The 25,179-nt window shown below is 46.5% G+C and carries 26 protein-coding genes and 1 tRNA gene; 14 read left to right on the top strand and 13 right to left on the bottom strand.

The window, feature by feature from the left end:
* The first annotated feature begins 53 nt into the window (after positions 1–53).
* From KNO70_RS05830 to KNO70_RS05850, 5 genes are all read left to right on the top strand, one after another.
* Positions 54–1,157: an exonuclease SbcCD subunit D gene (locus KNO70_RS05830; protein WP_214811470.1), complete on the top strand. Its 1,104-nt coding sequence runs from the start codon at positions 54–56 to the stop codon at positions 1,155–1,157.
* On the top strand, positions 1,157–4,165 hold the full coding sequence (locus tag KNO70_RS05835; RefSeq protein WP_078147008.1) for an AAA family ATPase: 3,009 nt from the start codon (positions 1,157–1,159) through the stop codon (positions 4,163–4,165). Before KNO70_RS05830 ends, KNO70_RS05835 begins: the two co-directional genes overlap by 1 nt.
* Positions 4,165–4,953 carry an AAC(3) family N-acetyltransferase gene (locus KNO70_RS05840; RefSeq protein ID WP_047795253.1) on the top strand — a complete coding sequence of 263 codons (789 nt, stop codon included), beginning with the start codon at positions 4,165–4,167 and terminating at the stop codon, positions 4,951–4,953. Before KNO70_RS05835 ends, KNO70_RS05840 begins: the two co-directional genes overlap by 1 nt.
* Positions 4,954–4,981: 28 nt before the next feature.
* Positions 4,982–5,869 carry an alpha/beta hydrolase gene (locus KNO70_RS05845; RefSeq protein ID WP_078147007.1) on the top strand — a complete coding sequence of 296 codons (888 nt, stop codon included), beginning with the start codon at positions 4,982–4,984 and terminating at the stop codon, positions 5,867–5,869.
* A gap of 69 nt (positions 5,870–5,938) precedes the next feature.
* Complete coding sequence (locus tag KNO70_RS05850) at positions 5,939–6,787, top strand: sulfite exporter TauE/SafE family protein (RefSeq protein ID WP_078147006.1); 849 nt, start codon at positions 5,939–5,941, stop codon at positions 6,785–6,787.
* 21 nt (positions 6,788–6,808) lie between these two features.
* Here KNO70_RS05850 and KNO70_RS05855 read toward each other — a convergent pair whose 3' ends face one another.
* From KNO70_RS05855 to KNO70_RS05890, 8 genes are all read right to left on the bottom strand, one after another.
* On the bottom strand, positions 6,809–7,006 hold the full coding sequence (locus tag KNO70_RS05855; protein WP_012726425.1) for a hypothetical protein: 198 nt from the start codon (positions 7,004–7,006) through the stop codon (positions 6,809–6,811).
* A 63-nt stretch (positions 7,007–7,069) separates the two neighbouring features.
* Positions 7,070–7,600: a biotin transporter BioY gene (locus KNO70_RS05860; RefSeq protein WP_078147005.1), complete on the bottom strand. Its 531-nt coding sequence runs from the start codon at positions 7,598–7,600 to the stop codon at positions 7,070–7,072.
* A gap of 86 nt (positions 7,601–7,686) precedes the next feature.
* Positions 7,687–8,100 (bottom strand): NAD(+)--rifampin ADP-ribosyltransferase, encoded by a 414-nt coding sequence (gene arr, locus KNO70_RS05865; protein ID WP_251024852.1) that lies wholly within the window; start codon positions 8,098–8,100, stop codon positions 7,687–7,689.
* 196 nt (positions 8,101–8,296) lie between these two features.
* On the bottom strand, positions 8,297–9,685 hold the full coding sequence (argH, locus tag KNO70_RS05870) for an argininosuccinate lyase (protein WP_214811473.1): 1,389 nt from the start codon (positions 9,683–9,685) through the stop codon (positions 8,297–8,299).
* Complete coding sequence (locus tag KNO70_RS05875; RefSeq protein ID WP_214684873.1) at positions 9,678–10,892, bottom strand: argininosuccinate synthase; 1,215 nt, start codon at positions 10,890–10,892, stop codon at positions 9,678–9,680. The genes argH and KNO70_RS05875 overlap by 8 nt, the downstream gene beginning before the upstream one ends.
* A gap of 124 nt (positions 10,893–11,016) precedes the next feature.
* Positions 11,017–12,159: a CapA family protein gene (locus tag KNO70_RS05880; protein ID WP_214684129.1), complete on the bottom strand. Its 1,143-nt coding sequence runs from the start codon at positions 12,157–12,159 to the stop codon at positions 11,017–11,019.
* Positions 12,160–12,272: 113 nt separating this feature from the next.
* Positions 12,273–13,760, bottom strand: a complete 1,488-nt coding sequence (gene putP / locus KNO70_RS05885) for a sodium/proline symporter PutP (RefSeq protein ID WP_214686873.1) — start codon at positions 13,758–13,760, stop codon at positions 12,273–12,275.
* 120 nt (positions 13,761–13,880) lie between these two features.
* Positions 13,881–14,438 (bottom strand): DNA-3-methyladenine glycosylase I, encoded by a 558-nt coding sequence (locus KNO70_RS05890; protein ID WP_214684131.1) that lies wholly within the window; start codon positions 14,436–14,438, stop codon positions 13,881–13,883.
* Between the two features lie 90 nt (positions 14,439–14,528).
* Between KNO70_RS05890 and KNO70_RS05895 the strand changes: the two genes are divergently transcribed.
* Positions 14,529–15,146, top strand: coding sequence for a DedA family protein (locus KNO70_RS05895; protein WP_031423550.1), 618 nt, complete (start codon positions 14,529–14,531; stop codon positions 15,144–15,146).
* A gap of 39 nt (positions 15,147–15,185) precedes the next feature.
* Here the strand turns inward: KNO70_RS05895 and KNO70_RS05900 are convergent, their stop codons facing one another.
* Positions 15,186–16,355 (bottom strand): cation:proton antiporter, encoded by a 1,170-nt coding sequence (locus KNO70_RS05900; RefSeq protein ID WP_214811476.1) that lies wholly within the window; start codon positions 16,353–16,355, stop codon positions 15,186–15,188.
* Between the two features lie 25 nt (positions 16,356–16,380).
* Positions 16,381–16,806, bottom strand: a complete 426-nt coding sequence (locus KNO70_RS05905) for a GNAT family N-acetyltransferase (RefSeq protein ID WP_047795266.1) — start codon at positions 16,804–16,806, stop codon at positions 16,381–16,383.
* Positions 16,807–16,921: 115 nt separating this feature from the next.
* On the opposite strand from KNO70_RS05905, the gene KNO70_RS05910 reads away from it, so the two are divergent.
* From KNO70_RS05910 to KNO70_RS05930, 5 genes are all read left to right on the top strand, one after another.
* A complete protein-coding gene (locus tag KNO70_RS05910) occupies positions 16,922–17,467 on the top strand; it encodes a glycerol-3-phosphate responsive antiterminator (RefSeq protein WP_214684134.1) in 546 nt (181 codons plus the stop codon).
* A 36-nt stretch (positions 17,468–17,503) separates the two neighbouring features.
* Positions 17,504–18,211 (top strand): SDR family NAD(P)-dependent oxidoreductase, encoded by a 708-nt coding sequence (locus KNO70_RS05915; protein ID WP_214686868.1) that lies wholly within the window; start codon positions 17,504–17,506, stop codon positions 18,209–18,211.
* 100 nt (positions 18,212–18,311) lie between these two features.
* Positions 18,312–19,160, top strand: coding sequence for an HD domain-containing protein (locus KNO70_RS05920; RefSeq protein ID WP_214684136.1), 849 nt, complete (start codon positions 18,312–18,314; stop codon positions 19,158–19,160).
* A gap of 188 nt (positions 19,161–19,348) precedes the next feature.
* A complete protein-coding gene (locus KNO70_RS05925; RefSeq protein WP_214686866.1) occupies positions 19,349–20,338 on the top strand; it encodes a sodium:calcium antiporter in 990 nt (329 codons plus the stop codon).
* An 89-nt stretch (positions 20,339–20,427) separates the two neighbouring features.
* Positions 20,428–21,489, top strand: coding sequence for a bifunctional glycosyltransferase family 2/GtrA family protein (locus tag KNO70_RS05930; RefSeq protein ID WP_214757328.1), 1,062 nt, complete (start codon positions 20,428–20,430; stop codon positions 21,487–21,489).
* A gap of 23 nt (positions 21,490–21,512) precedes the next feature.
* Here KNO70_RS05930 and KNO70_RS05935 read toward each other — a convergent pair whose 3' ends face one another.
* From KNO70_RS05935 to KNO70_RS05945, 3 genes are all read right to left on the bottom strand, one after another.
* On the bottom strand, positions 21,513–22,079 hold the full coding sequence (locus KNO70_RS05935; protein ID WP_012726407.1) for a 3'-5' exonuclease: 567 nt from the start codon (positions 22,077–22,079) through the stop codon (positions 21,513–21,515).
* Between the two features lie 61 nt (positions 22,080–22,140).
* Positions 22,141–22,473 carry a four-helix bundle copper-binding protein gene (locus KNO70_RS05940; RefSeq protein ID WP_012726406.1) on the bottom strand — a complete coding sequence of 111 codons (333 nt, stop codon included), beginning with the start codon at positions 22,471–22,473 and terminating at the stop codon, positions 22,141–22,143.
* Between the two features lie 112 nt (positions 22,474–22,585).
* A tRNA-Ala gene (locus KNO70_RS05945) sits at positions 22,586–22,658 on the bottom strand.
* 123 nt (positions 22,659–22,781) lie between these two features.
* Between KNO70_RS05945 and KNO70_RS05950 the strand changes: the two genes are divergently transcribed.
* From KNO70_RS05950 to KNO70_RS05960, 3 genes are all read left to right on the top strand, one after another.
* Positions 22,782–23,645 (top strand): GRP family sugar transporter, encoded by an 864-nt coding sequence (locus tag KNO70_RS05950; RefSeq protein ID WP_214811479.1) that lies wholly within the window; start codon positions 22,782–22,784, stop codon positions 23,643–23,645.
* A 207-nt stretch (positions 23,646–23,852) separates the two neighbouring features.
* Positions 23,853–24,272, top strand: coding sequence for an SRPBCC family protein (locus KNO70_RS05955; protein ID WP_214757326.1), 420 nt, complete (start codon positions 23,853–23,855; stop codon positions 24,270–24,272).
* Between the two features lie 168 nt (positions 24,273–24,440).
* On the top strand, positions 24,441–25,124 hold the full coding sequence (locus KNO70_RS05960; protein WP_214811482.1) for a hypothetical protein: 684 nt from the start codon (positions 24,441–24,443) through the stop codon (positions 25,122–25,124).
* Positions 25,125–25,179 lie beyond the last annotated feature (55 nt).

Genomic DNA, 25,179 nt, shown 5'->3' on the forward strand with positions numbered 1-25,179 from the left:
CGTCGAATCATACGAATGACTCATGCTAGAATAGGAAAGAGAGGTGATACGTGATGAAATGGATTCACACGGCCGATTGGCATCTAGGAAAGATTGTCCACGGTCGACATATGACAGAAGATCAACGGAATATTTTGTTCCATTCATTTTTACAAATCGTAGATGAAGAGCGACCCGATGCGGTCATCATCGCAGGTGATTTATATGACCGTGCCGTCCCTCCCGTCGAGGCGGTCGATTTACTCGATGAGATGTGGCGAGAGCTCGTCTTGAACCGTGGAATCCCGGTCGTTGCCATCGCCGGAAACCATGATTCGGCAGAACGTCTCGAATATAGTTCGAAGTTATTGAGACAAGTGGGTCTTCACATCGTTGGGAAACTCGACCCGACATCTGGTCCCCTCGATGTCGCAGGGATCCCATTTTATCCGATTCCATTCCTTGAGCCGGCTCGCGTACGGCATATTCTCGGTATCGACTCGATTCGAACGCATCACGATGCACTGGAGGCAGTCATTGAAGCATACGGTACAATCGAAAAAGATGCGGTTACAATCGGTCACAGTTTTGTCGCGGGAGGACTGGAGACGGATTCAGAACGTCAACTATCTGTTGGCACTGCAGGACAGGTCGCAAAAGGGTTATATGAGCCTTTTTCGTATACGGCATTAGGTCATCTACATAATCGTGATGCGATTCAATCAGAAAGAATTGCATATAGTGGGTCGCTCATGAAATATTCGTTTTCCGAGGTCAATCATGAAAAATCCGTCGATGTTCTGGAATGGAACGGTCAATGGACACGTCGTCGCCGTGCCTTGACACCAGAGCGGGATATGCGACAACTCACCGGAACATTGAACGAACTCCTTGCCCCAACTTATTATCAGCAACAAAAGACAGATGACTACCTTAAAATTGTATTGACCGATGATACGGCGCTTCATGATCCGATGGCGAAACTTCGGACTGTCTATCCGAATATTCTTCATCTTGAATTGGAACTGTTACGTCGCCAGGAGCAGACATCCACGTTTGAACGCGAGACGCTCGAAAGACAGTCAGTAGAAGAGGTATATCTCCAATTTTTTGAGGCCGTACATGATCGCACTGCCTCAGATGCCGTGAAGCAAATGATAGAAGAAGGTGATGTCTAATGAGACCGGTTGAATTGATGATTCAAGCTTTTGGACCGTATGCAGAACGTGAAACGATTGACTTCACCCAGTTGGTTGGTCGCTCGATGTTTGTCGTAAGCGGTCGGACGGGCGCCGGGAAGACGACCATTTTTGATGCGATGACGTTCGCCCTTTATGGTCGGGCGAGTGGGTCGCTTCGAAATGCTAGTGACTTCAGAAGCCAGTATGCACAACCTGAGTTGAAGACGGAAGTAGATTTTTCGTTCACGATTCGAGGTGACCGCTATCGGATCGTAAGACAGCCGCAACAACCTCATCCGAAAAATAAGACGCCAATTCCGCACGAGGCCATCCTCTATGAATGGGAGGACGGTTGGAAGCCGCTGGCGACGAAGGTGAACGAGATACAAGAACGAATCGAATCGATTTTACAATTATCGTATGAACAGTTCAGTCAAATCTTGTTGCTCCCTCAAAACCAATTTAGACAATTACTCGACTCGAACTCGAATGAAAAACAACAAATCCTCCAATCCATTTTCAAAACTGAGGCATATCGTACGTTCCAGGAAAAGTGGGGTGAACGCTATAGCGCGTATCGAAAACAAGTGGAATGGGCGGTCGAGCGGACACGACTCAAGTTATTAGAGCTCGAAGATGAAGCAATCGAAGAGGTGTCGACCCAGTCCATCGAGGAGATTCAACGTTGGCTCGATGAGCGTGAAGAACATCTGATTGCAACGTGTGAAACGGCCTTAGCCCAGAAACAAACGTATGCGACAGCACTTGAAGAGGCAAGAGATGCACTTGAGAAAGCAAAAGCGCTCATCACCCTATTCAAGGAACGAGAAGAGACCGATCGAGCACTTGCAATCTTTTTAAACGGGGAATCGATTCGAAACGAGACACGTGAACTGCTAACAAATTTAGAGGTCGCAGCCAACATTCGTCCAGTCTTTGAACGGTTACAGGAACTAGAGCAACTCGTGCGTCGGTTGTCGATTGAACAACAGACCTCCTCGACAAAATTAGAGCACTTGCAATCCACCCAATCGAAGTTAGTGGAGCGACAACCAACGATTGAAACGGACAAAGAAGAAGTGATCTCTCGTAAAGAGCGACTAAGGATTGTCGATGAGATGATGCCAAGAATCAAGGAGCGCGCCACACTCGTGACCCTTCGTGACCGATTGATGAATCGTGCAAAAGAATTGGCCATGTTTTCAAAAGAATCTCGGTTACAAGAACTTCAAGAAAGAGAACGGCGATTGGTCGACAGCATAAAGTCTGAACCTAGCGAACGAGCAGTCGACGCCGAGCGTCACGTCGACCGATTGGTGCATCTGGCCTCTCTTGAAACAAAGGCACGTGAGTTATCGAAACAACTCGACGAATGTGAACGAACGGGCAAAGACGTTCAACGACAGTACGTGACCCAACAAGAAGTGGTCACCACGTTTACACAGCAAGAACAATTAATACTAGCGAAACAACTGAGCGAGACGCTTGTAGACGGTGAGCCATGCCCGGTATGCGGTTCTCGTCATCATGATATCCCACAACACGAAGAAACCGTTACGAACATCGCGGAGCGGGATGCGGCCGTGGCACGTCTTGATGATTTGTCCACACGCTTAATCGAAGCGCGGGCGGATTATCGTTCGCTTCATCAACAACTTGAAGCAGTCCGACAAGAACTAGATCAAGCTTCCAAAGACATTCAATTCAATGGCGATGTCACAGAAGAACTCAATAAGTGGCGAACACGTGCAGAGCTATTGCAGCGGGAAGAACGAATGCATCAAGAGAACGAACGGACACTTCGCCAACTGTCAGCAGAAATCCGACAGTTAGAGCAAGAGCAACGTCAACAGTTCGAAGAGCGGGAGCGTGTCGTATCCGAACTTGAAATGACGCAACAAAGTCTGTACGCACTCGGTCAAAGTGAAGAAACGACATTCGATGCGTTGCAGCGCGAGCGAGCCGACCTTGAGCACCGCATCTCGATGTTGATGAAACAAGTCGAAGCGTACGACCTTGAGTTTGAGACGGTGAAAAAAGCACTTTGGAAAGAGGAAGAACGACTGTCATTGATCCGTGAACAGTTGACTGAAGCATCGAAGCAGTATGATGCCCAGCAGACCATTTGGGTCAATCAGCTAGAAGCATCACATCTGACGCGTGAACGCTATGAATCATACGCCAATCAAATCGACAAACGGACAATGATTCGTGAACAGTTGCAACGTGAGGAGGAAGAAGGTGTTCGACTCCGACACCATAAACAGATGATTGAAGAAAAACTGAAGAATCAGGAGCGACCAGACCTGCATGAGATGGAGATGAAAGTGAAGGAAGTGGCTGAATGCAGTGAGCAGGCGTCGAAACAGCTGATCACAGCCCAAGATGCCTTGTCTCGACATAGACACGTCATCTCGGAATGGAATACCCTTCGCGAACAGACGGCGCAAGAAGAGCAGAAATTAGAGACAATCAAATTGATTGCGGATACGGGGAAGGGAATCAACCCACAGAAAATGACGTTTGAGACATATGTTCAAACCGCCTTTTTTGATCAGATCCTTCATGCGGCCAACATTCATTTGGATCAGATGACGAGCGGTCAGTTCCGGCTTGAGCGGAAAGTCGAGACGGCGAAAGGGAATGCCAAATCTGGTCTTGAGCTTCTCGTCTTTGATGCCTATACCGGACAATCGCGTCGTGTACAAAATTTATCTGGCGGTGAAGGGTTTAAGGCGTCGTTGTCACTCGCTCTTGGACTTGCGGAGGTGGTCCAACAGCTGAGTGGGGGCATCAGTCTTGAAACGATGCTCATCGATGAAGGATTCGGTACGCTCGATGCCGAATCTCTAGACCAGGCGATTGAATTATTGATGTCTTTACAGGCGACCGGTCGGCTCGTCGGCGTCATCAGTCATGTCCAAGAATTGAAAGACCGTGTCGATGCACGGATTGAAGTGAAAAAATCTAGAAGCGGGTCGTCGATCCAGCTGATTGTGGAGTGATGGTTGTGAAAAAGATGGTGACGAAGTCGAGTCTCATCGAAAAGTTAAAAGAAGCCGGCGTTCGCTCGGGAGAGGCGTTGTTTGTCCATTCGTCGCTCTCAAAACTCGGTTGGGTATGTGGAGGGGCGCAGACCGTCATTGAAGCGATTCAGGAAGTGGTCGGTCCATCTGGGTTGATCATGATGGCGACCCAGACCGGAGACAATTCAGACCCAGCTGAATGGGAAGCGCCACCTGTCCCCGTGGAATGGTGGCAGACGATTCGCGCGGAGATGCCTCCGTACGAAGCTGATAAAACAGCGACACGTGGCATGGGACGTGTGCCGGAACTGTTCCGAAGCTATCCGCACGTATATCGTAGTTCCCATCCGATGTGGTCTGTTGCCGCCTGGGGCGATGGGGCTGAAGCCATCGTGTCCGGTCATACCATCGATGTCGGGTTCGGTCCAGGTTCACCTATCGAGCGAATGATTGAGCGAAACGCACGAATCCTTCACCTTGGGTCTCCGCTCGATGCGACGACACTCTGGCATTATGCCGAGTACGGAATTGATGGCCCGACCAAATCATTCGGTTGTGCCGTTATAGAACGAGGGGAGCGAAAGTGGCGTACATTTGAACATGTCGATGTGAACAGCGATCCGTTTGGCGCAATCGGCGAGAACATCGTCAAACAAAAGGATGTGCGAACATTTTCTATCCATGAAGCGACATGTTATCTCATTCCGTCTAGCACATGGGAACCAGTCCAACATGCGCTCATCGCGCTTCGTAGCTGGTTGAGATAGAGTAAATAGAATCGAGGGGAAGTTACGGATGAATCGTTGGATGAAACTATTGAGTATTGCGATACTCATCATTTTACTCGTTGCCGGTTTGGCTATCGGAGGAATCTCGGCTCATATTGGGGACCAGTTGACGTCACCGGAGCGGGAAACATTGACATACACCCCGAAATCACTTGGTTTGAAGTACGAGAATGTGACAATCGAATCGGAGGAAGGATATGACTTATACGGATGGTGGATTCCTCATCCTACGCCGCGTGCGACCATCGTCTTTGCCCACGGATATGGGAAGAACCGTGAACAGGAAGATTTACCGTTGAAAGAGTTGATTCCAGAATTTCATGAACAAGGATACCAATTTTTAACGTTCGATTTTCGCGGTTCAGGGATATCAGAGGGTGACCGAGTCACGGTCGGCGCTAAAGAACAATCCGATTTAAAAGCGGCCATCCAATATGCGAAAGGTCGTTCAGAAGGACCAGTTGTCTTGTACGGAATTTCAATGGGAGCGGCGACAGCACTCTCTACAGCTGATGATGTCGAAGTTGCTGCAGTCATCGCCGACAGTCCGTTTAGTGATTTACGAAATTATCTCGAGACAAATCTTCCGGTATGGAGTGACTTGCCGAACGTTCCGTTCACGCCCGTCATCATGACTGTGACCCCTTGGTTCACCGGTCTCGATGCCGATGTCGTATCTCCTATTCAGGATATCAAGTTGATTGAGGCTCCTATCTTATTGATCCACAGTAAAGACGATGATGCGATTCCTGTTTCTGAAAGTGAAAAATTGGCTGAAGCACAAGAACGCGTCGAACTTTGGGTGACTGATAACGAAGGTCATGTCGGATCGTACCAGTCATTCCAGAATGAATATCGTCAACAAATATTCGAGTTTCTAGAACGGTCATTGTAAGCAAAGGGGCGCATTCGACGCCCCTTTTTGATATGATTGCAGACGAGACCAATGAAAGAAGGGTACAACATGGACGTTTTACAAGTATTACAGTTTCTCCTTTTAGGAACGTTAATCGGAATCTTGAGTGGATTCTTTGGAATTGGTGGTGGAATCTTACTGACACCACTTCTCCTTGTCTTCGGGTATGAAGCGAGTGCGGCGATTGCCCTTAGCCTGATGTTGACGCTCGGATCAACGACGGCAGGAACGATCTCGCATATCCGTTTGCGTAACGTGAACGTGTCACACGCCTTATGGATCGGTTTGTTCGGGATTGTCGGGACCTGGATTGCCACACCGCTTGTCTTTTATTTAGAAGGAGTCGATGGGGCGACACTGATCATCTCACTCGTCTATATCGCATTACTCACATATTTTGCGGTTTCTTTCTTTCGTTCGAAACAGCATGTGGAAGGAAGCGTCGGAACGGACTCTGTACCACGCCTTGGGATCATCGGTGTGTTCGCGGGGTTCATCTCCTCGTTGATGGGAGTAAGCGGTGGATTCGTCTTGACTCCTCTTCAGGTCAAGTTGTTGAACACAGAGATGAAGCGTGCAGTCGGAACGAGTATTACGGCAGCGCTTCTCATCGTCTTATCCGGTGTCATCAGTTATACGGTGGCAGGTGCTGAAACGAATTATCTGCACGGTCTTGCTCTGATTGCGGGTGCCATGATCGGATCACCCTTTGGGGCGAAACAGCTACAACGTTTCAGCTCGCAGCACGTCAAAAAAGCGCTAGGTGGATTTTATATCACGGTCGCCATCAGTGTAGGGTTGAATTTGATCGGGTGGAATACGGCATCACTTGCACTTCTCGTCACATTAGCGCTTCTGTTCATCGTCACCCTTCTCATTCGACCACGCAAAAAATAAACCCCGTCTTCGGACGGGGTTTTAACGTCTAGCAATATGGTCAATGTTTTCTTGAATCTCGCCAACTTTCGCTTTAGCCTCACGGAGTCTTCGCTCAAACGCATCTGTGTCACGTTTCTCATGAGACGACTTATCGATTCCTTGACGCTGCCCTTTGTCAGAGCGTTGGTAAAAGTGGGTCGCTTTCTGTAAGCGTTTTTTAAACGTCGAGTCGCTCATCGGGACACCCCCTTCCATACTACAGTTATTCCACAGATGGAAACGGGTGAAACGTTCGAACCTTTACGAAGCGAGGGAACGACGGACTTGAACGTTCTGAGAAATTTTCACGGCTAATATGGCAGCAAGTACTGCTTTCAAAGCGTCACCAAAGAAGAATGGAATATTTACTTTGAGCGCATCAATGAACGACATACCGAGAACGATCTCGAGTCCCATACTTCCGAGTAAGTAGACGAGCCCTAGACCGAACAAAAAGTTATAGCCAATCAATGCTGGAATGGAGCGATAGCGTTCGCTGAACCAGCCAATGAAGAGCGCTGCAATCGGAAAGGCGATTAAATATCCGACAGTTGGTCCTACAAATGGTGCGAGACCTCCTTGACCACTCAGTACTGGAAGTCCGATCAAGCCGAGCAGGAGGTACACGATGACTGCCAAAAATCCTTTCCTTGCACCGAATATGCCGGCGATGGTCATGATGGCGAGTGTTTGAAGGGTGATCGGAACGGGTCCAATCGGTATTTCGATGAAACCAATACTTGCGATGAGTGCCGCTCCGAAGGCGATTTGAGTCATATCTTGAATTTTCATATGTAAACCCCTTTTCAGTTAACGTTAACAATATAAAAGTTAACATGTTCGAATAGGGATGACAAGTAGTTTTTCGCTTTTCAAACTTAATCAATGATGTGATCGTTTCCGGTTAGACGTAATTCCTCAATCGATGAACGCATCTTTTCAATCATCTCTTCTGAGTGACGTTCCCATGATTTTAAAACGCCTACTACGAGGAGCGGTTCGATTGTCCGATAGGATCGAGTAGGATTTCCAGTGAATCGTTGATCCGTTAAATTTGGATCATTTTCAAAATTTCCAACCGGATCCACGATATAAATTTGCTCAGGACCGTTTCCTTTTGCTAATTCAGCCCCCCATTTTGCAGCATCCAAAGTCGCCGTAAAATAAAGGTGACGTAGCGGCTCATGGCGATGATTCGACATATGGCCAACTTCTAAAAGATCTCCAACAACAAGTTCTGCTTTCGTTCCATGAAAGAACGGACCTGGGTCCAACTGAACAGAAGATTTCATGTGAATGCCTCCTATTTATATCGTATTGAGACCATTATCGTACGTGAACACATTAAAGTGTAGTCTGTTTGTTGAACAGGATTCTTGTTATCATTAAGAGGGGGAACTAGACGACGAGTACTGATTTATATAATTTTTATATTGAATGGATGAACAAAAATACGCGTCCTCGTTTATTGACGAGGGCGCGTATTTGTTATGAATAGGTCATCGTGCTAATACATGCCGAAGCTTCATTCAATTGTTCACGGACGGCATCGAATCCAGTGCCACCGTAACTGTTTCGACATGCGACTGCCTGTTCAGGGGTCAAGGCATGATACACATCCTCTTGAATCAATTCAGAGTACGTTTGGAACACCGTGATTGGAAGCTCGCGTAAATACAATCGCTCATCCACGCAATATTTGACGAGTTTACCCGTCACTTCGTGAGCTTCACGGAACGGTACTCCTTTTGCCGTCAAATAATCAGCGAGTTCTGTAGCGTTAGAAAAATCACGCTCGGTCGCTTGTTTCATGACGTCAGGATGGAACGTCAATTCATTCATCATCCCCGCCATGATACTGAGTGAGCCTTGAACGGTCTTGACCGTGTCAAACATTCCTTCTTTATCTTCCTGTAAATCTTTGTTGTAAGCGAGCGGAAGTCCTTTCATGAGCGTCAACAAGCCCATCAAGTTTCCAATCACTCGACCCGACTTTCCACGGACGAGTTCGGCCATGTCAGGGTTTTTCTTTTGTGGCATCATGCTCGAACCGGTAGAGAACGTATCAGACACTGTAATGAAGCGATACTCTTCGCTTGCCCAAAGAATCAATTCTTCACAGAAGCGGGAGAGGTGCATCATAAGCATTGATGCATTTGAAAGAAACTCGAGTATGAAGTCACGATCGCTAACGGCATCGAGGCTGTTCGGGTAAACCCGATTGAATCCAAGTAATTCAGCTGAACGGGAACGGTCGATTGGAAACGTTGTCCCTGCTAAGGCTCCTGCGCCAAGAGGGGACCAATCAATCCGTTTCAAGCTGTCCGTAAACCGCTCCTTGTCCCGCTCCAGCATCCAGAAATAGGCGAGCAAATGATGGGCCAGTGAAATCGGTTGTGCACGCTGGAGGTGCGTGTAGCCAGGCATGATCGTCTCTACGTTTTCTGAAGCATGTGCATGCAATTCATGTTGAAGCGATTCAATCAATTGAATTACTTCTTTCACACGTTCTTTCAAGTAAAGATGCATGTCCGTCGCGACTTGATCGTTTCGACTACGTGCCGTATGCATCTTCCCTGCGACCGGTCCAATCGCTTCATGAAGCAGAGCTTCTAAGTTCATATGAATATCTTCGTGATACACCTCGAATTTTAATTCATCCGCGAGTGCTTTTTGCTTAAGTTGTTGTAATCCATCAAGGATTTGAGTGACTTCTTCTTTTAAGAGGATGCCTTGGTCACCTAACATCGTCACGTGTGCCATGCTACCCTCTAAATCCTCAAGGACGAGTTGAGCGTCAAATTCAATCGATGCACCGAATGCATCGACCCAATCGCTCGCCGTCTTCTCGAAACGGCCTCCCCATAATTTACTCATTGACGAACGCTCCCTTTTCCATCAACACCTCTGATTGAACTTTTGTTGGCAAACCCCACAACTTGATGAATCCGACAGCTGCTTGCTGATCGAACGTATCTGCTGACGTATAGGTCGCAAGTTCCTCATCATAAAGCGAGATTGGCGACTTCCGTCCGTCGACGATGGCTTGTCCTTTAAACAGTTTCATGCGAACCGTTCCTGTGACGGTCGCTTGTGTCTCATCGATAAAGGCAAGAAGTGCTTTTGTGAGCGGTGAATACCAAAGTCCGTTGTAGATCGTTTCCGTCAATTTTTGTTCGACAATCGGTTTGAAATGCGCCACTTCACGAACGAGTGTCAAGGCTTCAAGAGCTTTATGTGCAGTGATTAATGTCATGGCGCCAGGTGCCTCATACACCTCACGTGATTTGATACCGACGACCCGGTTCTCGATGTGGTCAATCTTCCCGACGCCGTGGGCACCCGCGACGATATTGAGCTCTTTTAAGATATCGGTGAACGATTGGCTCTTCCCGTCAATAGCGACCGGCACTCCGTTCTTGAATTCAATCTCAAGATAAGTCGGTTCATGCGGTGTGTCCTCAAGTGCTGCTGTTAACTCATATGCGCTTGCCGGAGGTGCTGCCCAAGGATCTTCTAAGATGCCGCATTCGATGGCGCGTCCCCAGATGTTCTGATCGATTGAGAATGGCTCTTCTTGAACGATTGGAATCGGAATTTGATGTTTTGCCGCATACGCGATTTCTTCCTCACGTGACCATTTCCATTCCCGAACCGGTGCGACGATTTCGAGTGAAGGATCGAGTGCATGAATGGACACTTCAAAACGCACTTGGTCATTTCCTTTCCCGGTACATCCATGAGCCACAGCGACGGCACCTTCGGCCTGTGCGACCTCGACCAATTTTTTCGAGATGAGGGGGCGTGATAGTGCCGAAACGAGTGGATATACGCCTTCATATAATGTATGGGCCTGCATCGAATAGCGAGCGAACTCGTTGACGAACTCGTCGATCGCATCGATGACGATTGATTTTTTCGCTCCAACTTTCATCGCTTTTTGTTGAATCTTTTCTAAGTCTTTCCCTTCCCCGACGTTCAAACAGACGGCGATGACATCATAACCTTGTTCGTCCAACCATTTAATCGCAACCGATGTGTCAAGACCACCTGAGTAAGCCAATACGAGTTTCTGTTTCAAAATATGAACACCCCTTATGAATAATTATTAATATTTGTTTATAAATATACAATTCAGTGTAAGGGATAAGATGTCGTGTGGCAACACTTTTTTGAAAATAAAAAGACCACGAGTGATTTCGTGGTCGTCATTGTTCGATTTTGAGTTGGGGTAACCATTGCGACATATGGTCGCTAACAGGGATAAGAAGTTCAGGACGAGCAGCCTTTAACGGGACGACCTCATAATGTCCGTCAGATGATTTTTGCGTAAAGGTTGGATAGAACATCGGATTTTTCAATTCAATAGTCGATTGGTCATCTTCGGTTGTCTTGACCACATCAATCCCGATGATGCCGCCCGTGTTTCGTTCATCTCCTTGTTGTCCGGAAAGGAAATTACCGAGCGAGTAGATGACAAATGTTTGATTGCCATGAACTCCTTCTAGCATGGTCGGGGGTTGCAGCACGTGAGGGTGGTGACCGATGATGATGTCGACTCCGAGGTCTGCTAACGATTGGGCGAGCTCAGTTTGACTCTCATTCGGTAACGGCTCGTATTCCGTACCGAAATGGAGGGAGACGACCGTCATGTCAGTCGACTGTTCCGCCTTCTCAATCTCTGGTTGCATCTGTGCGAGGTCGATATAGTTCACATGATAGGGTTCTTTCGGTACGACTCCATTCGTCCCATACGTGTATGCGAGGAAGGAAAAAGAAATATCGTTGGCCGTCAACGTACGAATATTCGCCTTGTCCTCAGCAGATAGGAAGGAGCCTGTATAAGGCATTCCGATTGCGTTCCAATGGTCGATCGAACTTTCAATGGCTCGGACGCCACGGTCGAGCGTATGATTATTCGCTGTCGTGACCAAATCGATTCCTGCCCGTTGTAAGGCATCTCCAATTTCAAAAGGACTGTTAAATGCCGGGTAGCTCGAAAGCCCGATCTCACTCCCGCCAATCATGCTCTCTTGGTTGGCGATTGATAAATCGGCGCGACTCAATATTGGAGAGATCTGTTCGAATGCAGTATCAAATTCATACCCTTCATCAGTACGAGCTGCGTTGTATACCGAATCATGTAGAAGGATGTCGCCGATTGCATAGAGGGAGGCCGTCGTGACAATCGGTTCCGGTTCGGCAGGCGGCATTTCTTCAGGTACCTCGACAATCGGTTCTTCGACTTCTTCTGGTATTTCTTGATTCGTTGCCGGAGTCGTACCACAAGCAATTAATAAAACAAAGCTAGACAGGAAGGTAAGACGAGAGACGATCTTGATTGGTTTCATCCCGATTCTCCTATTCACGACAGATTCGTACGATAACCCTAAAATTCGTCGATAATTAAGAAAAATCCTGCCTAAATAAATAAAGACAGGTCGTTTTTGACCTGTCATGAGAATTATTTGATATGTTCTTTGACCATGTCTTGCATTTGGTCAAACTCACGTTGAATGACCTCATTTGGTGGCGGTGTCACCAAACTCACGATATAGATGGCAAGTGCCGACAGGAAGAATGCTGGAATCATTTCATACAATGTCCCAAACGTTCCGAAAAGATAAGCGGCATAGTTCTTCCATAGAATGACGACAAAGGCTCCAGTCAACATTCCAGCAAGCGCGCCTTGACGCGTCGTTCGTTTCCAAAACAGACTGAACAAGATGAGCGGACCAAATGATGAACCAAACCCTGCCCAAGCATAACCGACAAGGTTTAAGATGGTGTCGTCTGCATCGAGTGCAAGAATGATTGAAATGACGGATACGAGAATGACCGTAATCCGACCAACCATGACGAGTTCACGGTCACCCGCCTCCTTACGGAAGAACTTCTGATAAAAGTCTGTCGTCGCGGCACTCGACGAGACGAGCAATTGAGAGGAGATGGTCGACATGATGGCGGCAAGAAGAGCAGCCAACAATACACCAGTCACCAAATCCGGGAATAATAAGTCAGATAGGTTGATAAAGACGTTCTCCGGATTATCGATTGTGAGGTCTTGTTGTGTGTAATAGGCGAGACCGAACAACCCGGTCGCCATCGCCCCGACAACGGTGAAGACCATCCATGAGATCCCGATTCGACGTGCCGTCTTAATGTCCTCGAGCTTTTCGATTGCCATAAAACGGACGATGATGTGTGGCTGACCGAAATAGCCAAGTCCCCACGCAAATAGCGAAATGATTCCGATGAGTGATTGTCCTGTCCAGGGGTCAAGTAATGCTTCATCAATATTTCGTACCGTGTCTAAAGCGTTTGACACCCCATCAGTTGCCATAATGGCGATGGCAGGTACAAAAATAAGGGCGAACAGCATGATCAATCCTTGAACAAAATCTGTCCAGCTGACTGCTAGAAATCCACCGATGAATGTGTACAGAATAATGATAGAAGCGAGAATGATCACTCCCGTTACAAATTCAATGTCGAAGACGGCATTGAATAGGCGACCGCCGGCAACGAATCCACTTGTCGCATACAGTGTGAAAAAGATTAACGTGACAGCAGCTGAAAATGAACGCAACACGCCTTTTGTGTCTTTAAAGCGTTTCTCAAAGAAGTCTGGAATTGTGATCGCATCATCCGATATGTATGAATAAATGCGTAATCTCGGTGCGACCAATAACCAGTTCAAATAGGCGCCGATTGTCAACCCGATGACAATCCAACCGCTTGAAATCCCTGACGCATACATGGCACCAGGCAATCCCATTAAGAGCCATCCACTCATGTCTGATGCACCGGCAGATAAAGCGGCGACCCCGGGACCAAGTGCCCGACCACCTAACATATAATCTCCGATACTGCTTGTTCTCCGATACGCGATGATCCCAAGCAAGACCATCAGTGCCATGTACACGACAATGGACACTAAAATTCCGTTCATCAACATCCCCCCGAAAAATAAAAAAAATGAAAACGCTTTCGGTGATAAAGTATCACTTTGTCAAAATATTGTCACAACAAGTGGGGAAATGTAAAGATATTTTTGAGAGCTGGTCTTAAGTTATCGGAACGTGCAAGAGGTGAGGTGGTCATTGACAAGACCCGTCGCTTGTAGATGAGCATAAACCGTTGTCGGTCCTAAAAACTTAAAGCCGCGTCGTTTCAGATCTTTACTCAATCGTTCAGAAAGTTCCGTCGTCGCAGGAACATCTTCAAGACGATTCCATGCATTCAGGATTGGTGCATCGTTGACGAATGACCAGATGTACGAATCAAATGAGCCAAACTCATCCTGTAGTTTGATGAACTGCTTCGCATTATTGATCGACGCCTCGATTTTTCGTCGATTTCGCACGATCCCGCTATCGGCGAGGAGTCTCTCCACATCCTCATCCGTAAAGCTGGCAACTCGATGCACCTCAAAGTCGGCATAAGCCAACCGATAATTTTCACGTTTTCTCAAGATGGTGATCCAACTGAGTCCTGCTTGCGCACTCTCGAGTGTCAGACATTCAAAGTGCTTCTGGTCATCGTGAACGGGCTTTCCCCATTCCTCGTCATGGTAACGGACGTAAAGTGGATCCGTCCCGCACCAAGGACACCGTACTGTTTCTTCCATTTCAATCAGCTCCTTTCTTTGAGTGTAGCATGTCCTTACGATTATATAGCGAAATGGACGGGTATAGTGGGGGAGAATGGAGGAAGAGACATGAGTGACTGGATGATTTCTGTGATTGAACAGTACGGCTACATAGGGATTGCATTCATGATTTTTATTGAAAATGTGTTTCCACCGATCCCTTCTGAAGTCGTCTTACTCTTTGGTGGTTTTTTTGCTGTAAAGACGAACTTGTCCATCACGCTCGTCATCGTGGCATCGACAGTCGGAGCTATATTAGGAGCGGTGCTATTATACGGCCTCGGACTATTGTTTGATGTCGAGCAGATCGAAAAATGGACGAAAAAATATGGGAAGTGGTTACGACTGGACCTGAATGACGTAAAGAAAGCGGATGCCTGGTTCGACCGGTACGGGGGCTGGATGGTCTTCTTTGGACGTTTGATGCCGGTCGTTCGAAGCCTGATCTCGATTCCTGCAGGGATGTCAAACATGCCATTCGTGAAATTTCTACTGCTCAGTACGGCTGGAACAGCCTTATGGAATACCATTCTCATCCTCATCGGGATGAAAGTCGGAGAGAACTGGCAAGATATCCTCTCATACCTCGATGCCTATTCTTATGCAATCTATGGGCTACTGTTCATCGGCGTCATCATCTATATTGTATGGCGTAAAAAACGGCACAACAAACTAGCGAAAGACTAACGCACAAAACAGGCGGACCCAGCGTATGGGTCCGCCAATTCATTCTTCTTTTTTCTTGTCAGGTAAGACTTTCGTGAGGGTTTTCTCCGTTTTTTCTGCCAAGTACTCTGAGAAACGGAACAGAATGATTCCGACAATGGCTGACACGAAAATATAGAGACCGACAAACAAGTTGATGGCCCCGTTCGAAAGGGCGGTGAATAAAATAGAGAACTCCCCTCGTGGCGCGAGTGAGAACCCGGCTTCATTCGCCTGAACACGCGTCAAGCCATAGATTCTGCCCCCGACGCGTCCGACAATCCATTTGGATAATACTCCCCACACAATCAAGACGAAGAAGAGTGCATTTACGATGACGCCTTTCTCGAGGTTGATCGAGATACCGAACGAGATGAAAAAGATCGGCAAGAATAAATCTCGGACGGGTACGGTCAAACGCTTCAGCGGTCTCACATCGTGGAAATCTGCGAGCATGATCCCGGCGATGAATGCCCCTAAAATCTCAGATAATCCAAACACCATGCCGATTCCTGCGAAAAAGAGAATGAGTCCAATCAGACCGATGCTCGCGTCATCTTGTCGCAGTAAGTGCTTCGAAAATTTTTGTTGCTTGGATACGAAGCTCGAACCGATGAACAAGAGTACGCCAAATATAAGAAATCCTGCGAACACTTTTCCGATATCGGACATCGCAACCGGTTCTTCTTGGATGATGAAAGGGGCGACCGTCAAGAGGAGTGGGGCAAAAATATCCTCAAAGATCAGTAATGCGAGCACAAACTCTTTAATATCTTCATGTTTTTCGGAATGCCGCTCAAGCAGCTTCGCAGAGATGGAGGAGCTCGTCGCATATAAGACGGCCCCGATTAAAAAGGCGCGAGGGAAGTCGAGACCAAATGCTAATGCAATCCCGAACGATACCCCGAATGACAGAATGATATCGAGTATTCCCGCCTTCCATACTTTTCGCATGCGCTTCCAAAGTTCACGTAGTGGAAACTTTAGACCGAGTAGGAAAAACAAAAGAATGATTCCAATCTCTCCCGCGACTTTAAAGACTTCATTCCCATCCCAGAAAAAACCGACCCCGACCCCGATTGCGATAAACGCTAAAATACTCGGGAAAAATAATTGTTCAATCAGGAGACTGAGGACAGAGATGAGGGTGAGCGCCAATCCGAGCAACACGATGATATTTAATCCATCCATACGTCATCTCCTCTCATGACGCCAATTAGCTTTCTCTTTGATTCCATTGATACTCCATTCCGACGGATTCAGGTCGTGAGTAATCAAAACCGAACTGTCGATACAACCCATCGGCTGGAATGTCTGCGATTAAACTAATGATGGCCGTTTCATCCGCTTCTTGTAAGATCCAGTCCATCAAATGCTCCATGATTAATTTTCCGAGTCCAAGACCCTGGCACTCCGGGTCTACGACGATATCTACTAAATGGAATACCATTCCGCCGTCACCGACGACACGTCCCATTCCGACAATCTCATCATCTAAGTATAAACAAATCCCAAAAAGCGTATTTTGAAGTCCTTTCACCGTGCCTCGATCAGAACGTCGTGGCATCCCCGCCTTCACGCGTAACGCTTGGTGTTGTTCTGGAGTCGGTGTTTCGACTTTTACAGTCACTTCATTGACCATACTCAAATCCCCCTCTGCACAAGTTGATTTTATTTTCCCGATATATTGAATGAGTAAACCTTGATTTTAAAAATACGCTATCTGCATAATGAGAAAGAGACAGGGGGAATAGTTGATGATCAATGGTCAATCCATCTTACCGGCGATACGGGACATGCGGGATTTAGAGCGGTTTTTATCGAGTGATTTCGAATTAGGGGTGTTACTAGAGATTCATATGAGCCGATTGGACTCCATCTCCAAATTATTGAGGAAGCATGATAAAAAAGTGTTCATCCATATGGATTTGATACAAGGTATGAAGGCCGACGAGTATGCGACGGAGTATGTCTGTCAGACGTTAAAACCGTTCGGCATCATCTCGACAAAAGGAAACGTCATCGTCAAGGCAAAGCAAAATGATGTGGTCACTGTGCAGCGTTTATTTTTAATTGATTCCACCTCATTAGAGAAAAGTATCAAACACATTGAACGTTCAAAACCAGACTATATTGAAGTACTGCCAGGCATTGTGCCGAAGTATATTCAACGTGTGAAGGAGAAGACGGGGATACCCGTTTTCGCAGGTGGGCTGATTGAAACAAAGGAGGAAGTCCAGGCGGCACTTGATGCGGGAGCGAGTGTGATCACGACTTCGAATCGAAAACTATGGTCCGACTAATCGAGATTTGGGTATGCAGTCTTTTAGGAGGGATGAATGATGACAGACGTGATGATTGTAACAGGAGCTAGTCAAGGAATTGGTTATGCGATTGCACAAGCTTTCGTAAATCAGTATGAAGTGATCGGGCTAGACATTGGAGATGATCCGGATATCGAAGGGTTACGCTTTTATCAAGTAGACCTTGGAGACACGTCTGAACTTAAGCGTGTCTTTGACGATATTCACAACGAATTTGGTCGAGCCCATGTGTTGATCAATAACGGAGGGATCGCCTCGCTAGTCAAGCCGATTGATGAGCTTGAGATTGACACGTTCAAGCGAGTCATCGATGTCAATTTAGTCGGGACATTTAGTTGTGCGAAATACTTTTTAGAACTGAATCAAGGTGAGTCGTACGGAAGAATCGTCAACATGGCCTCAACACGTGCCTTCCAGAATGAGCCGCATTGGGACGCATATGGTGCATCTAAAGGAGGCATCGTTGGATTGACCCATTCACTCGCCATCTCATTAGGCGATCGCCCCGTGACAGTGAATGCAATCAGTCCAGGATGGATTCATACGTCCGATGAGGCATTACGCGAGATTGATCATGAGCAGCACCCATCAGGACGGGTCGGTGAACCGGAAGATATCGTCCGCGCTGTGCAGTACTTGATTGACCGTCAAAACAGTTTTGTGAACGGTCATAATCTTGTCATCGATGGGGGAATGACGAAAAAAATGATTTATGAAGAATGATGCGACAATATACCTAAAACTGGTCAGAATTTAGGTTATTTATACCTAATTCCGGGTAAGGGATAGAAGAGTTTTCATCCGGAAGAAGGAGGATTGTGACATGAATCCACTCGTTGAAGAAGCACTGCGTTTTTCGTCTATTCGTCACGGAGGACAGTATCGAAAAGGTTCAACCATTCCATATTTGTCACATCCATTCTCGGTCGCCATGCTTCTTGAGTCCGATCATCAAGCACCGGCAGTGGTGGCGGCAGGATTGCTTCATGATTTGGTTGAGGACACGAAGACAGACCCACAAGAAATCTTATCAAAATTCGGTTCTGACGTTCACAGGCTCGTTCTCGCGGTCTCGGAGAAAAATCGTGAAGAGTCGTGGGAACAGCGAAAACGGATGACACTTCAACAGGTGCAGTCACTTCAATTTGATGAAGTCGCACTTCTCGTGGCGGACAAGCTACATAATCTCCGCTCCATCCGTTATGATCTTGAGATGGAAGGGATGAAGGTGTGGCAACGTTTTAAACGGCCGATGCGGGACCAATCGTGGTATTACCATGAGTTGCTGTCAGCATTTGAACCATTTCGGAGCTCGACAGACCTGATTGGCTTGTATGAACAAGAACTCCATCTATTGTTTTACGGTGAGAAGAATGCGAAAGATCGAAAAGTGGCAAGACTCCTCGAATCCATGTTGACTTATTTCATCGAGGACGAATGGTTGCAAGAATCGGCACCACTATGTCAAACGGCATATGAATTAAGAGAGATTGTTGCGCGAGAGACGATTGATGACGAAGAGATTGTGTGCTTCCGAAAACGACTTCACGAAGCGGGTTGGATCACGCCATTGTTACCCGAGAAGCTCGCGGGGATGCAAGAACTCGCATATCGGACGGCTCTCGACCCACAGGAGCTTCTCGCGCTCATGCGCCGCTCGATTGTCAACTAGTTCTCTTCATGCTATAGTCAAAAGGAAGATAAAAAGGGGAGTAGCGACCACAGTTGTGGTCGATGGGTCGTCATTACAGTGCATACGCACTCGGTCCATCGAGCTTTTACAAGTCCGCAAGACCTTTTTATGGGCGTTTTTGTCGTCCATAAAAAGGTCTTTTTTGTTTACCCAAGGAGGAGGAAAAAATGGTATTTGTTTATTTCTTACTGGCCGCGGCCATCACCGTCTACGCCGCCATCAAATTGTCAACGTACGCCGACGTCATGACTGAAAAGTCGAAAATGGGCGGGATGCTCATCGGTACAGTTTTATTGGCAGGAGCGACGTCGCTCCCGGAAGTGACAACGAGTATATCGGCTGTCATGATTGACAACCCCGACATTGCCATCGGGAACATGCTTGGAAGTAACCTATTCAATATCTTTATCTTAGCGATGTTCGACCTATACTTCCGACAGAAGCAATTGTTCAACTATGCGAGTCGGGACCACCTGTACACGGCCGGACTTGGGTTACTCTTGACCGTCACGACGTTGATTGCTTTGATCGTTCGCGTTGATATGACGTTTATCGGAATCGGAGTCGACGCGCTCTTGATTGCGATTCTATACGGTATCGGAATCTACTATATCGGGAAACAACCGACAGAGCCGGTCGCGGAGCATGAAGTCGAAGAAGAAGTGGTCGTCGGTAAATATGAAGAGATCACGCTGAAACGTGCGGTCTTTGGATTCATCATTGCTGCAATCGTAATCATGGCGGCAGGAACAGCCCTTTCCATCACAGGTGATCAAATTGCCGTTGTCACAGGACTCGGTTCTAGTTTTGTCGGTAGCTTCTTGATTGCAGCATCGACGTCACTCCCGGAAGCGGTCGCTGTGTTCATGGCGCTCAAACTACGTAATGTCAACTTGGCATTCGGTTCGATTCTCGGCTCGAATATCTTCAACATGTTGATTATCGCCATGTCAGATGTCTTCTATCGGAATGGATCGATTCTCGCAGATGTCTCGACGTCACACCTCGTATCTGCGGTCGGAATCACCATCCTATCGATCCTCGTCATGTATAGTGTGCTAAGACAAAATGTCACGTCGAAGGTACGTTATGTGATTCCTTCGTTACTCGTTGTCGTTGTCTATTTCGTTTCGTCTTACTTGATCTTTATCGGGTGAGTACATGCATCAGCCTTAGGGCTGATGTTTTTTTATTGGGAATGAGAATTCATTGCTTCGGGTATAGAGGAATTGAAGGAGGGGTGGCGATGCAGATGCATGAAGTGGAAACACGCCAAGCGTATTCGATTTTGATTCCGGCCTATAACCCTGATGAGGCACTCGTCACACTCGTGGAGAAGTTAAGGGCGAGTGGGTTTGCGAACATCATTGTGGTCAATGACGGTAGTAACGAATCGTCGGTAGGCACATTTGATAAGATTGCATCATTTGTCGACCAAGTGTTAACGCACGAACAGAATCAAGGGAAGGGAGCAGCAATCAAGACGGGGTTACGGTATGTGGTGGACACATATCCGGATAAAACGGGGGTCATCACGGTCGATGCCGACGGGCAGCATTTACCGCAAGATGTCGTCAGCGTCTATGAGGAAGGGTTGAATAAACCACATCATCTCATCATGGGATGTCGAGATTTTAGCGGAGATGCGATTCCGTTCCGGAGCCGATTCGGCAATCAGGCGACACGGCTCGTGATGTTGATTGGGAGCGGGCTGAAGTTAAAAGACACGCAGACGGGACTTCGAGCCATCCCGATGCGATACGCCAGGCAACTGCTTGACATTCCTGGAAATAGATATGAGTTCGAGATGAATATGCTCACGTTCACGAAACGATTGCAGGTACCGATTCAACAAACGACCATCCAGACCGTATATGAGAATGAAAATGATTCATCCCATTTTAGACCGATTCTCGACTCGATTTTAATTTATCGGATGTTTTTGATGTATTCGTTATCCTCTGTCGCCTCGTTCCTTGTCGACGTAGGGATGTATGCGCTCTTTATTTATTTATTATCCCCATACTTCGATACGGCTCACGTCGTCATCGCGACGGTCATCGCTCGAATCATTTCCTCTCTCTTCAATTATCTCGTTAATCGAAAAGTAGTCTTCGATTCGAAGGCGCGGCGGTCTCTTCCGAAATATTTTAGTCTCGTCGTGCTTCAAATGGCCGTTTCAGCACTCCTTGTTTATCTCTTGTTTCTCTTGCTCAGACAAGGCGAGGTCATCCTAAAAGTAGTCGTCGATAGTTCTCTCTTTTTCGTCAGTTATTATGTCCAGAAGAGATGGATTTTCAAAAAATAACCGGTCATGATTTCATGACCGGTTTAATATGCGAGCGTTCCTGTTTTCACGGACGTATAGCGATGTAATTCTTTTGGGCTTGTGATGCCGGTTTTTTGCATCATGTCTCGCATAAGTAGCGCGCATACGCGAGCATCTTCCGCAGCATCATGATGAATAAACGGCACGTTCAAGTGTTCTGCCATCGTGTTCAACTTATGGTTCGGGAGTCCTGGATACAGTTTACGTGACAGTTTGACGGTGCAACCGTACTCGATTGTCGGGAAATCGAATAGATCATATTTCACAATCGCCTTTCTCAAGGCACCCATGTCAAATGAAGCGTTATGTGCGATGACGAGGTCCACTTCCCGTAAAATCGGGTAAAGAGAGGAAAGTACTTCCGGTAATGCCGGTGCATCCCACACGTCACTCGGACGAATGCCATGGACGCGGATGTTACCCATATCAAAGTCTTCCTCGGGATTGACGAGTCGCTGGTCGGTTTCGACCACATCACCATTTTGAAGGATGCTCCATCCGACAGAACAGATGCTGCGACTATCACGGTTAGCTGTCTCCACGTCAAGTGCGAGAATGGTATGGTTCATAGTTTACCTTCTTTCGTAAGCAATAAAAAAAGTCTAACAGAAAGTTAGACGAATGTCGTGCTTAAGCGGCAACAAGTGTTCGGCAAGCTTCCGCACAACGCTCACATGCTTTGGCACAGGCTTGGCAATGGTCGTGCTGGTGTCGTCCGCATTCAACCGCACACGTATCACAGACTTGGGCGCATAAAGCAACGATTGGTTTTGAAAAGGCTGAATCTGTTTCTAAGGCATTTAAAGCTAAAGTACAAATGTCTGAGCATTCTCGAGTCAGGCGGATGCATTCGGTGAACATGTGTAAATCCTCTTCTTGCAAACTTTTTGAGAAGCAGTGGTTGCATGCGCGCATGCATTCGATCACGCTCGTCAATGTTTCTTCTACAGATGTACGTTCCATCAAAATTCCCCCTTATATGAAAAAGTCTAACTATCATTACCCGTTCAGAAAGAGGTTGAATCGCACCATACCAATAAAAAAGCCACACCTCATTCGAGATGTGACCAATTAATGGAGCATAGGGGGCTCGAACCCCTGACCTCTACGCTGCCAGCGTAGCGCTCTCCCAGCTGAGCTAATGCCCCGTTCGAAATCATTATATCATCGTAGTATTCGACATGGCAATTCCCTTTTTGAATTTAGGTTTATAAAATTGGAGACGTGGGAATTTCATGTTAGACGTTATATTAAGAAAGCAGGTGTGCTTCATGGAAATGATTCTTTTGGCACTCTTACCGGCACTCATGTGGGGAAGTATTCCACTCATCGTGTCGAAAGTAGGAGGAAAACCGATTCAGCAGTTAATCGGAACGACCATCGGGGCGATGATTATGGCAACAGTGATTGCCCTCGTCTTCCGACCGGAGTTCACGACACTCGCCATCGTGACCGGATTTATCTCAGGGGCGTTCTGGGCGCTCGGTCAATATTTGCAGTTCCAATCGTTCCAAATCTTAAGCGTCTCCAAAGCGATGCCAATCAGCACGGGGATGCAACTCGTTGGGACCTCTCTCTTTGGGGTCATCGTACTCGGGGACTGGCAGACATCGACGGAGCTATGGTTAGGGTTTTCAGCGCTCGTCTTGATCATCATCGGGGCGACTATGACTTCTTACCAACAGAAGAAAGATCAGGACAGTGCCGGTGCGTTGAAAAAGGGTTTACTCGTCCTATTCGTTTCGAGTATTGGTTACGTCACGTATGCCGTCTTGACGAACTACTTTGAAGTAGAAGGGATCACCGCGATTCTTCCACAATCCGCCGGGATGTTCATCGCGGCACTTCTGTTCAGTCTTCGTGAAAAGGACGTCAAGAAACTGGATCCACGCACATTCAAAAACATCTTGGCGGGGATCGCCTGGGGAATAGGGAACTTCGGACTTTTCGTTTCAAGCGGAGAAGTGGGGATTGCGACTTCGTTCGCCTTATCCCAATTGAACGTCGTCGTGGCGACACTTGGTGGGATCTATCTCTTGAAAGAAGAGAAGACGACAAAAGAACGCGTCTTTGTTTTCATGGGAATCGGGTTGATTGTCGTCGCTGGATTTATGCTTGGGATTGCCAAGAGTTAAGTTTCAATGATGAAATGAAAAGAACCTTGAATGAACTCGATTTTGAGTGCCACTCAAGGTTTTTGTTTTAAGTATCTTTCAATCGTTGAAATGAGAGCAGGAGAAGATGTGATTGATAGGGAAGTAATCTCATATTGCGTTCGTCATATAGGACGGGCAGCGCATTCGTGATTGATCAAAAATTGTAGAATAAAGGGGAAACGAATCATGGAATCAAATGTCGTGACGATATCAACGCTCGTCGATGCACCAATCGACACAGTCTGGAAATTCTGGACAGAACCTGAACATATCAAACAATGGAATCATGCGTCTGACGATTGGCATACGATTGAGGCGGAGAACGACTTACGGGTCGGCGGGAAGTTTCGTAGTCGAATGGAAGCGAAAGATCAGAGCATGGGCTTTGATTTTGAAGGGGTATATGAGGAAGTTGAAGAAAATGAGCTCATTCAGTATCGCCTTGAGGATGAACGGAGAGTCAGAATTTCATTTACTTCTGAAGGGGATCAGACGAAGGTGGTCGAGGTGTTTGATGCGGAATCGATGAATCCGGTTGAAATGCAACGACAGGGATGGCAGGCGATTCTCGATAATTTCACTAGATATGCGAATGGTAAAAAATAAGGAAATGAATGATGAAATATTAATTCAGCAGTATACATTTCATGTTGAAGGTGTATACTGCTGTTCGTTGTATAAAAACAAAATTTTTCATAATGTTGTTGTTGAGTGATGAAGTGTAGTTTGTCATTTTTGGATTTAAAAAATGAATACAGGGCGAGTTGAAAATATATGAGAGAAGTAAGGCTTAGTTTTAACTTTTTTCACGACTTACAGAATGAAAAATGGGCATTACAGATGCTACATATCTTCGAAACGTTTCAGATTGAAATCGGAAAGATGGGATTTTACGAACCACTTAGAACTGAGTTTTCGAATGACACCTTTCTGAAGATGTGGACAGAAGGCAACGATGATTTTTACAGCTTTATTTGTCGATTAAAAAATAGTAAAGGTTATCTCAACATTCATAATTTGAAAGATGGGTTACCAGGAAATGTTGGTTTCGTTTTGGTGATCAGCAAGACAAATTTTCTGAATGAAAAGGACAAATGGATTCGGTTATTTGATCGAATTTGTCGAGAGTGGGGTCCATTCCAAGCATCAATATCTAGAAGAATTGAAGAACGAGAGGATCTCATGTACGAAACAGGTTTTTCTAAAGTTAAGGAAGTGGAATGGCTTAATTATTGGAGTGATGAATTGTTGTACGTGAATTCAGTTTCTATTCCAAATGAGGTCGAAGACTATAATTGTTATGATGGAGTTGCATTTAACAAAGGGTATGTATTCCAGTTGATGAATTTGATTGATGATCCCTCGTACTATCAGCTATCTGAAATGATTAAAGCCATGATTGGTCCAAACTTCTTTTATAAATGTAGTGAAGATTTAGATTTGCTAGATTTTTTGTAGTCATTGAAGTAATTAAGGCTGACGTTCATCTTGGGAACTTCATTTTCTGTTCGTT

It is taken from the genome of Exiguobacterium sp. s181, from assembly GCF_018617125.1.
GTDB lineage: Bacteria > Bacillota > Bacilli > Exiguobacteriales > Exiguobacteriaceae > Exiguobacterium > Exiguobacterium profundum.

Bases quoted from the DNA above. Each gene is read 5' to 3' on its own strand.
- KNO70_RS05830 (WP_214811470.1), top strand. From the start codon at position 54: ATGAAATGGATTCACACGGCCGATTGGCATCTAGGAAAGATTGTCCAC.
- KNO70_RS05835 (WP_078147008.1), top strand. From the start codon at position 1,157: ATGAGACCGGTTGAATTGATGATTCAAGCTTTTGGACCGTATGCAGAA.
- KNO70_RS05840 (WP_047795253.1), top strand. From the start codon at position 4,165: ATGGTTGTGAAAAAGATGGTGACGAAGTCGAGTCTCATCGAAAAGTTA.
- KNO70_RS05845 (WP_078147007.1), top strand. From the start codon at position 4,982: ATGAATCGTTGGATGAAACTATTGAGTATTGCGATACTCATCATTTTA.
- KNO70_RS05850 (WP_078147006.1), top strand. From the start codon at position 5,939: ATGGACGTTTTACAAGTATTACAGTTTCTCCTTTTAGGAACGTTAATC.
- KNO70_RS05855 (WP_012726425.1), bottom strand. From the start codon at position 7,006: ATGAGCGACTCGACGTTTAAAAAACGCTTACAGAAAGCGACCCACTTT.
- KNO70_RS05860 (WP_078147005.1), bottom strand. From the start codon at position 7,600: ATGAAAATTCAAGATATGACTCAAATCGCCTTCGGAGCGGCACTCATC.
- arr (WP_251024852.1), bottom strand. From the start codon at position 8,100: ATGAAATCTTCTGTTCAGTTGGACCCAGGTCCGTTCTTTCATGGAACG.
- argH (WP_214811473.1), bottom strand. From the start codon at position 9,685: ATGAGTAAATTATGGGGAGGCCGTTTCGAGAAGACGGCGAGCGATTGG.
- KNO70_RS05880 (WP_214684129.1), bottom strand. From the start codon at position 12,159: ATGAAACCAATCAAGATCGTCTCTCGTCTTACCTTCCTGTCTAGCTTT.
- putP (WP_214686873.1), bottom strand. From the start codon at position 13,760: ATGAACGGAATTTTAGTGTCCATTGTCGTGTACATGGCACTGATGGTC.
- KNO70_RS05890 (WP_214684131.1), bottom strand. From the start codon at position 14,438: ATGGAAGAAACAGTACGGTGTCCTTGGTGCGGGACGGATCCACTTTAC.
- KNO70_RS05895 (WP_031423550.1), top strand. From the start codon at position 14,529: ATGAGTGACTGGATGATTTCTGTGATTGAACAGTACGGCTACATAGGG.
- KNO70_RS05900 (WP_214811476.1), bottom strand. From the start codon at position 16,355: ATGGATGGATTAAATATCATCGTGTTGCTCGGATTGGCGCTCACCCTC.
- KNO70_RS05905 (WP_047795266.1), bottom strand. From the start codon at position 16,806: ATGGTCAATGAAGTGACTGTAAAAGTCGAAACACCGACTCCAGAACAA.
- KNO70_RS05910 (WP_214684134.1), top strand. From the start codon at position 16,922: ATGATCAATGGTCAATCCATCTTACCGGCGATACGGGACATGCGGGAT.
- KNO70_RS05915 (WP_214686868.1), top strand. From the start codon at position 17,504: ATGATGACAGACGTGATGATTGTAACAGGAGCTAGTCAAGGAATTGGT.
- KNO70_RS05920 (WP_214684136.1), top strand. From the start codon at position 18,312: ATGAATCCACTCGTTGAAGAAGCACTGCGTTTTTCGTCTATTCGTCAC.
- KNO70_RS05925 (WP_214686866.1), top strand. From the start codon at position 19,349: ATGGTATTTGTTTATTTCTTACTGGCCGCGGCCATCACCGTCTACGCC.
- KNO70_RS05930 (WP_214757328.1), top strand. From the start codon at position 20,428: ATGCAGATGCATGAAGTGGAAACACGCCAAGCGTATTCGATTTTGATT.
- KNO70_RS05935 (WP_012726407.1), bottom strand. From the start codon at position 22,079: ATGAACCATACCATTCTCGCACTTGACGTGGAGACAGCTAACCGTGAT.
- KNO70_RS05940 (WP_012726406.1), bottom strand. From the start codon at position 22,473: ATGGAACGTACATCTGTAGAAGAAACATTGACGAGCGTGATCGAATGC.
- KNO70_RS05950 (WP_214811479.1), top strand. From the start codon at position 22,782: ATGGAAATGATTCTTTTGGCACTCTTACCGGCACTCATGTGGGGAAGT.
- KNO70_RS05955 (WP_214757326.1), top strand. From the start codon at position 23,853: ATGGAATCAAATGTCGTGACGATATCAACGCTCGTCGATGCACCAATC.
- KNO70_RS05960 (WP_214811482.1), top strand. From the start codon at position 24,441: ATGAGAGAAGTAAGGCTTAGTTTTAACTTTTTTCACGACTTACAGAAT.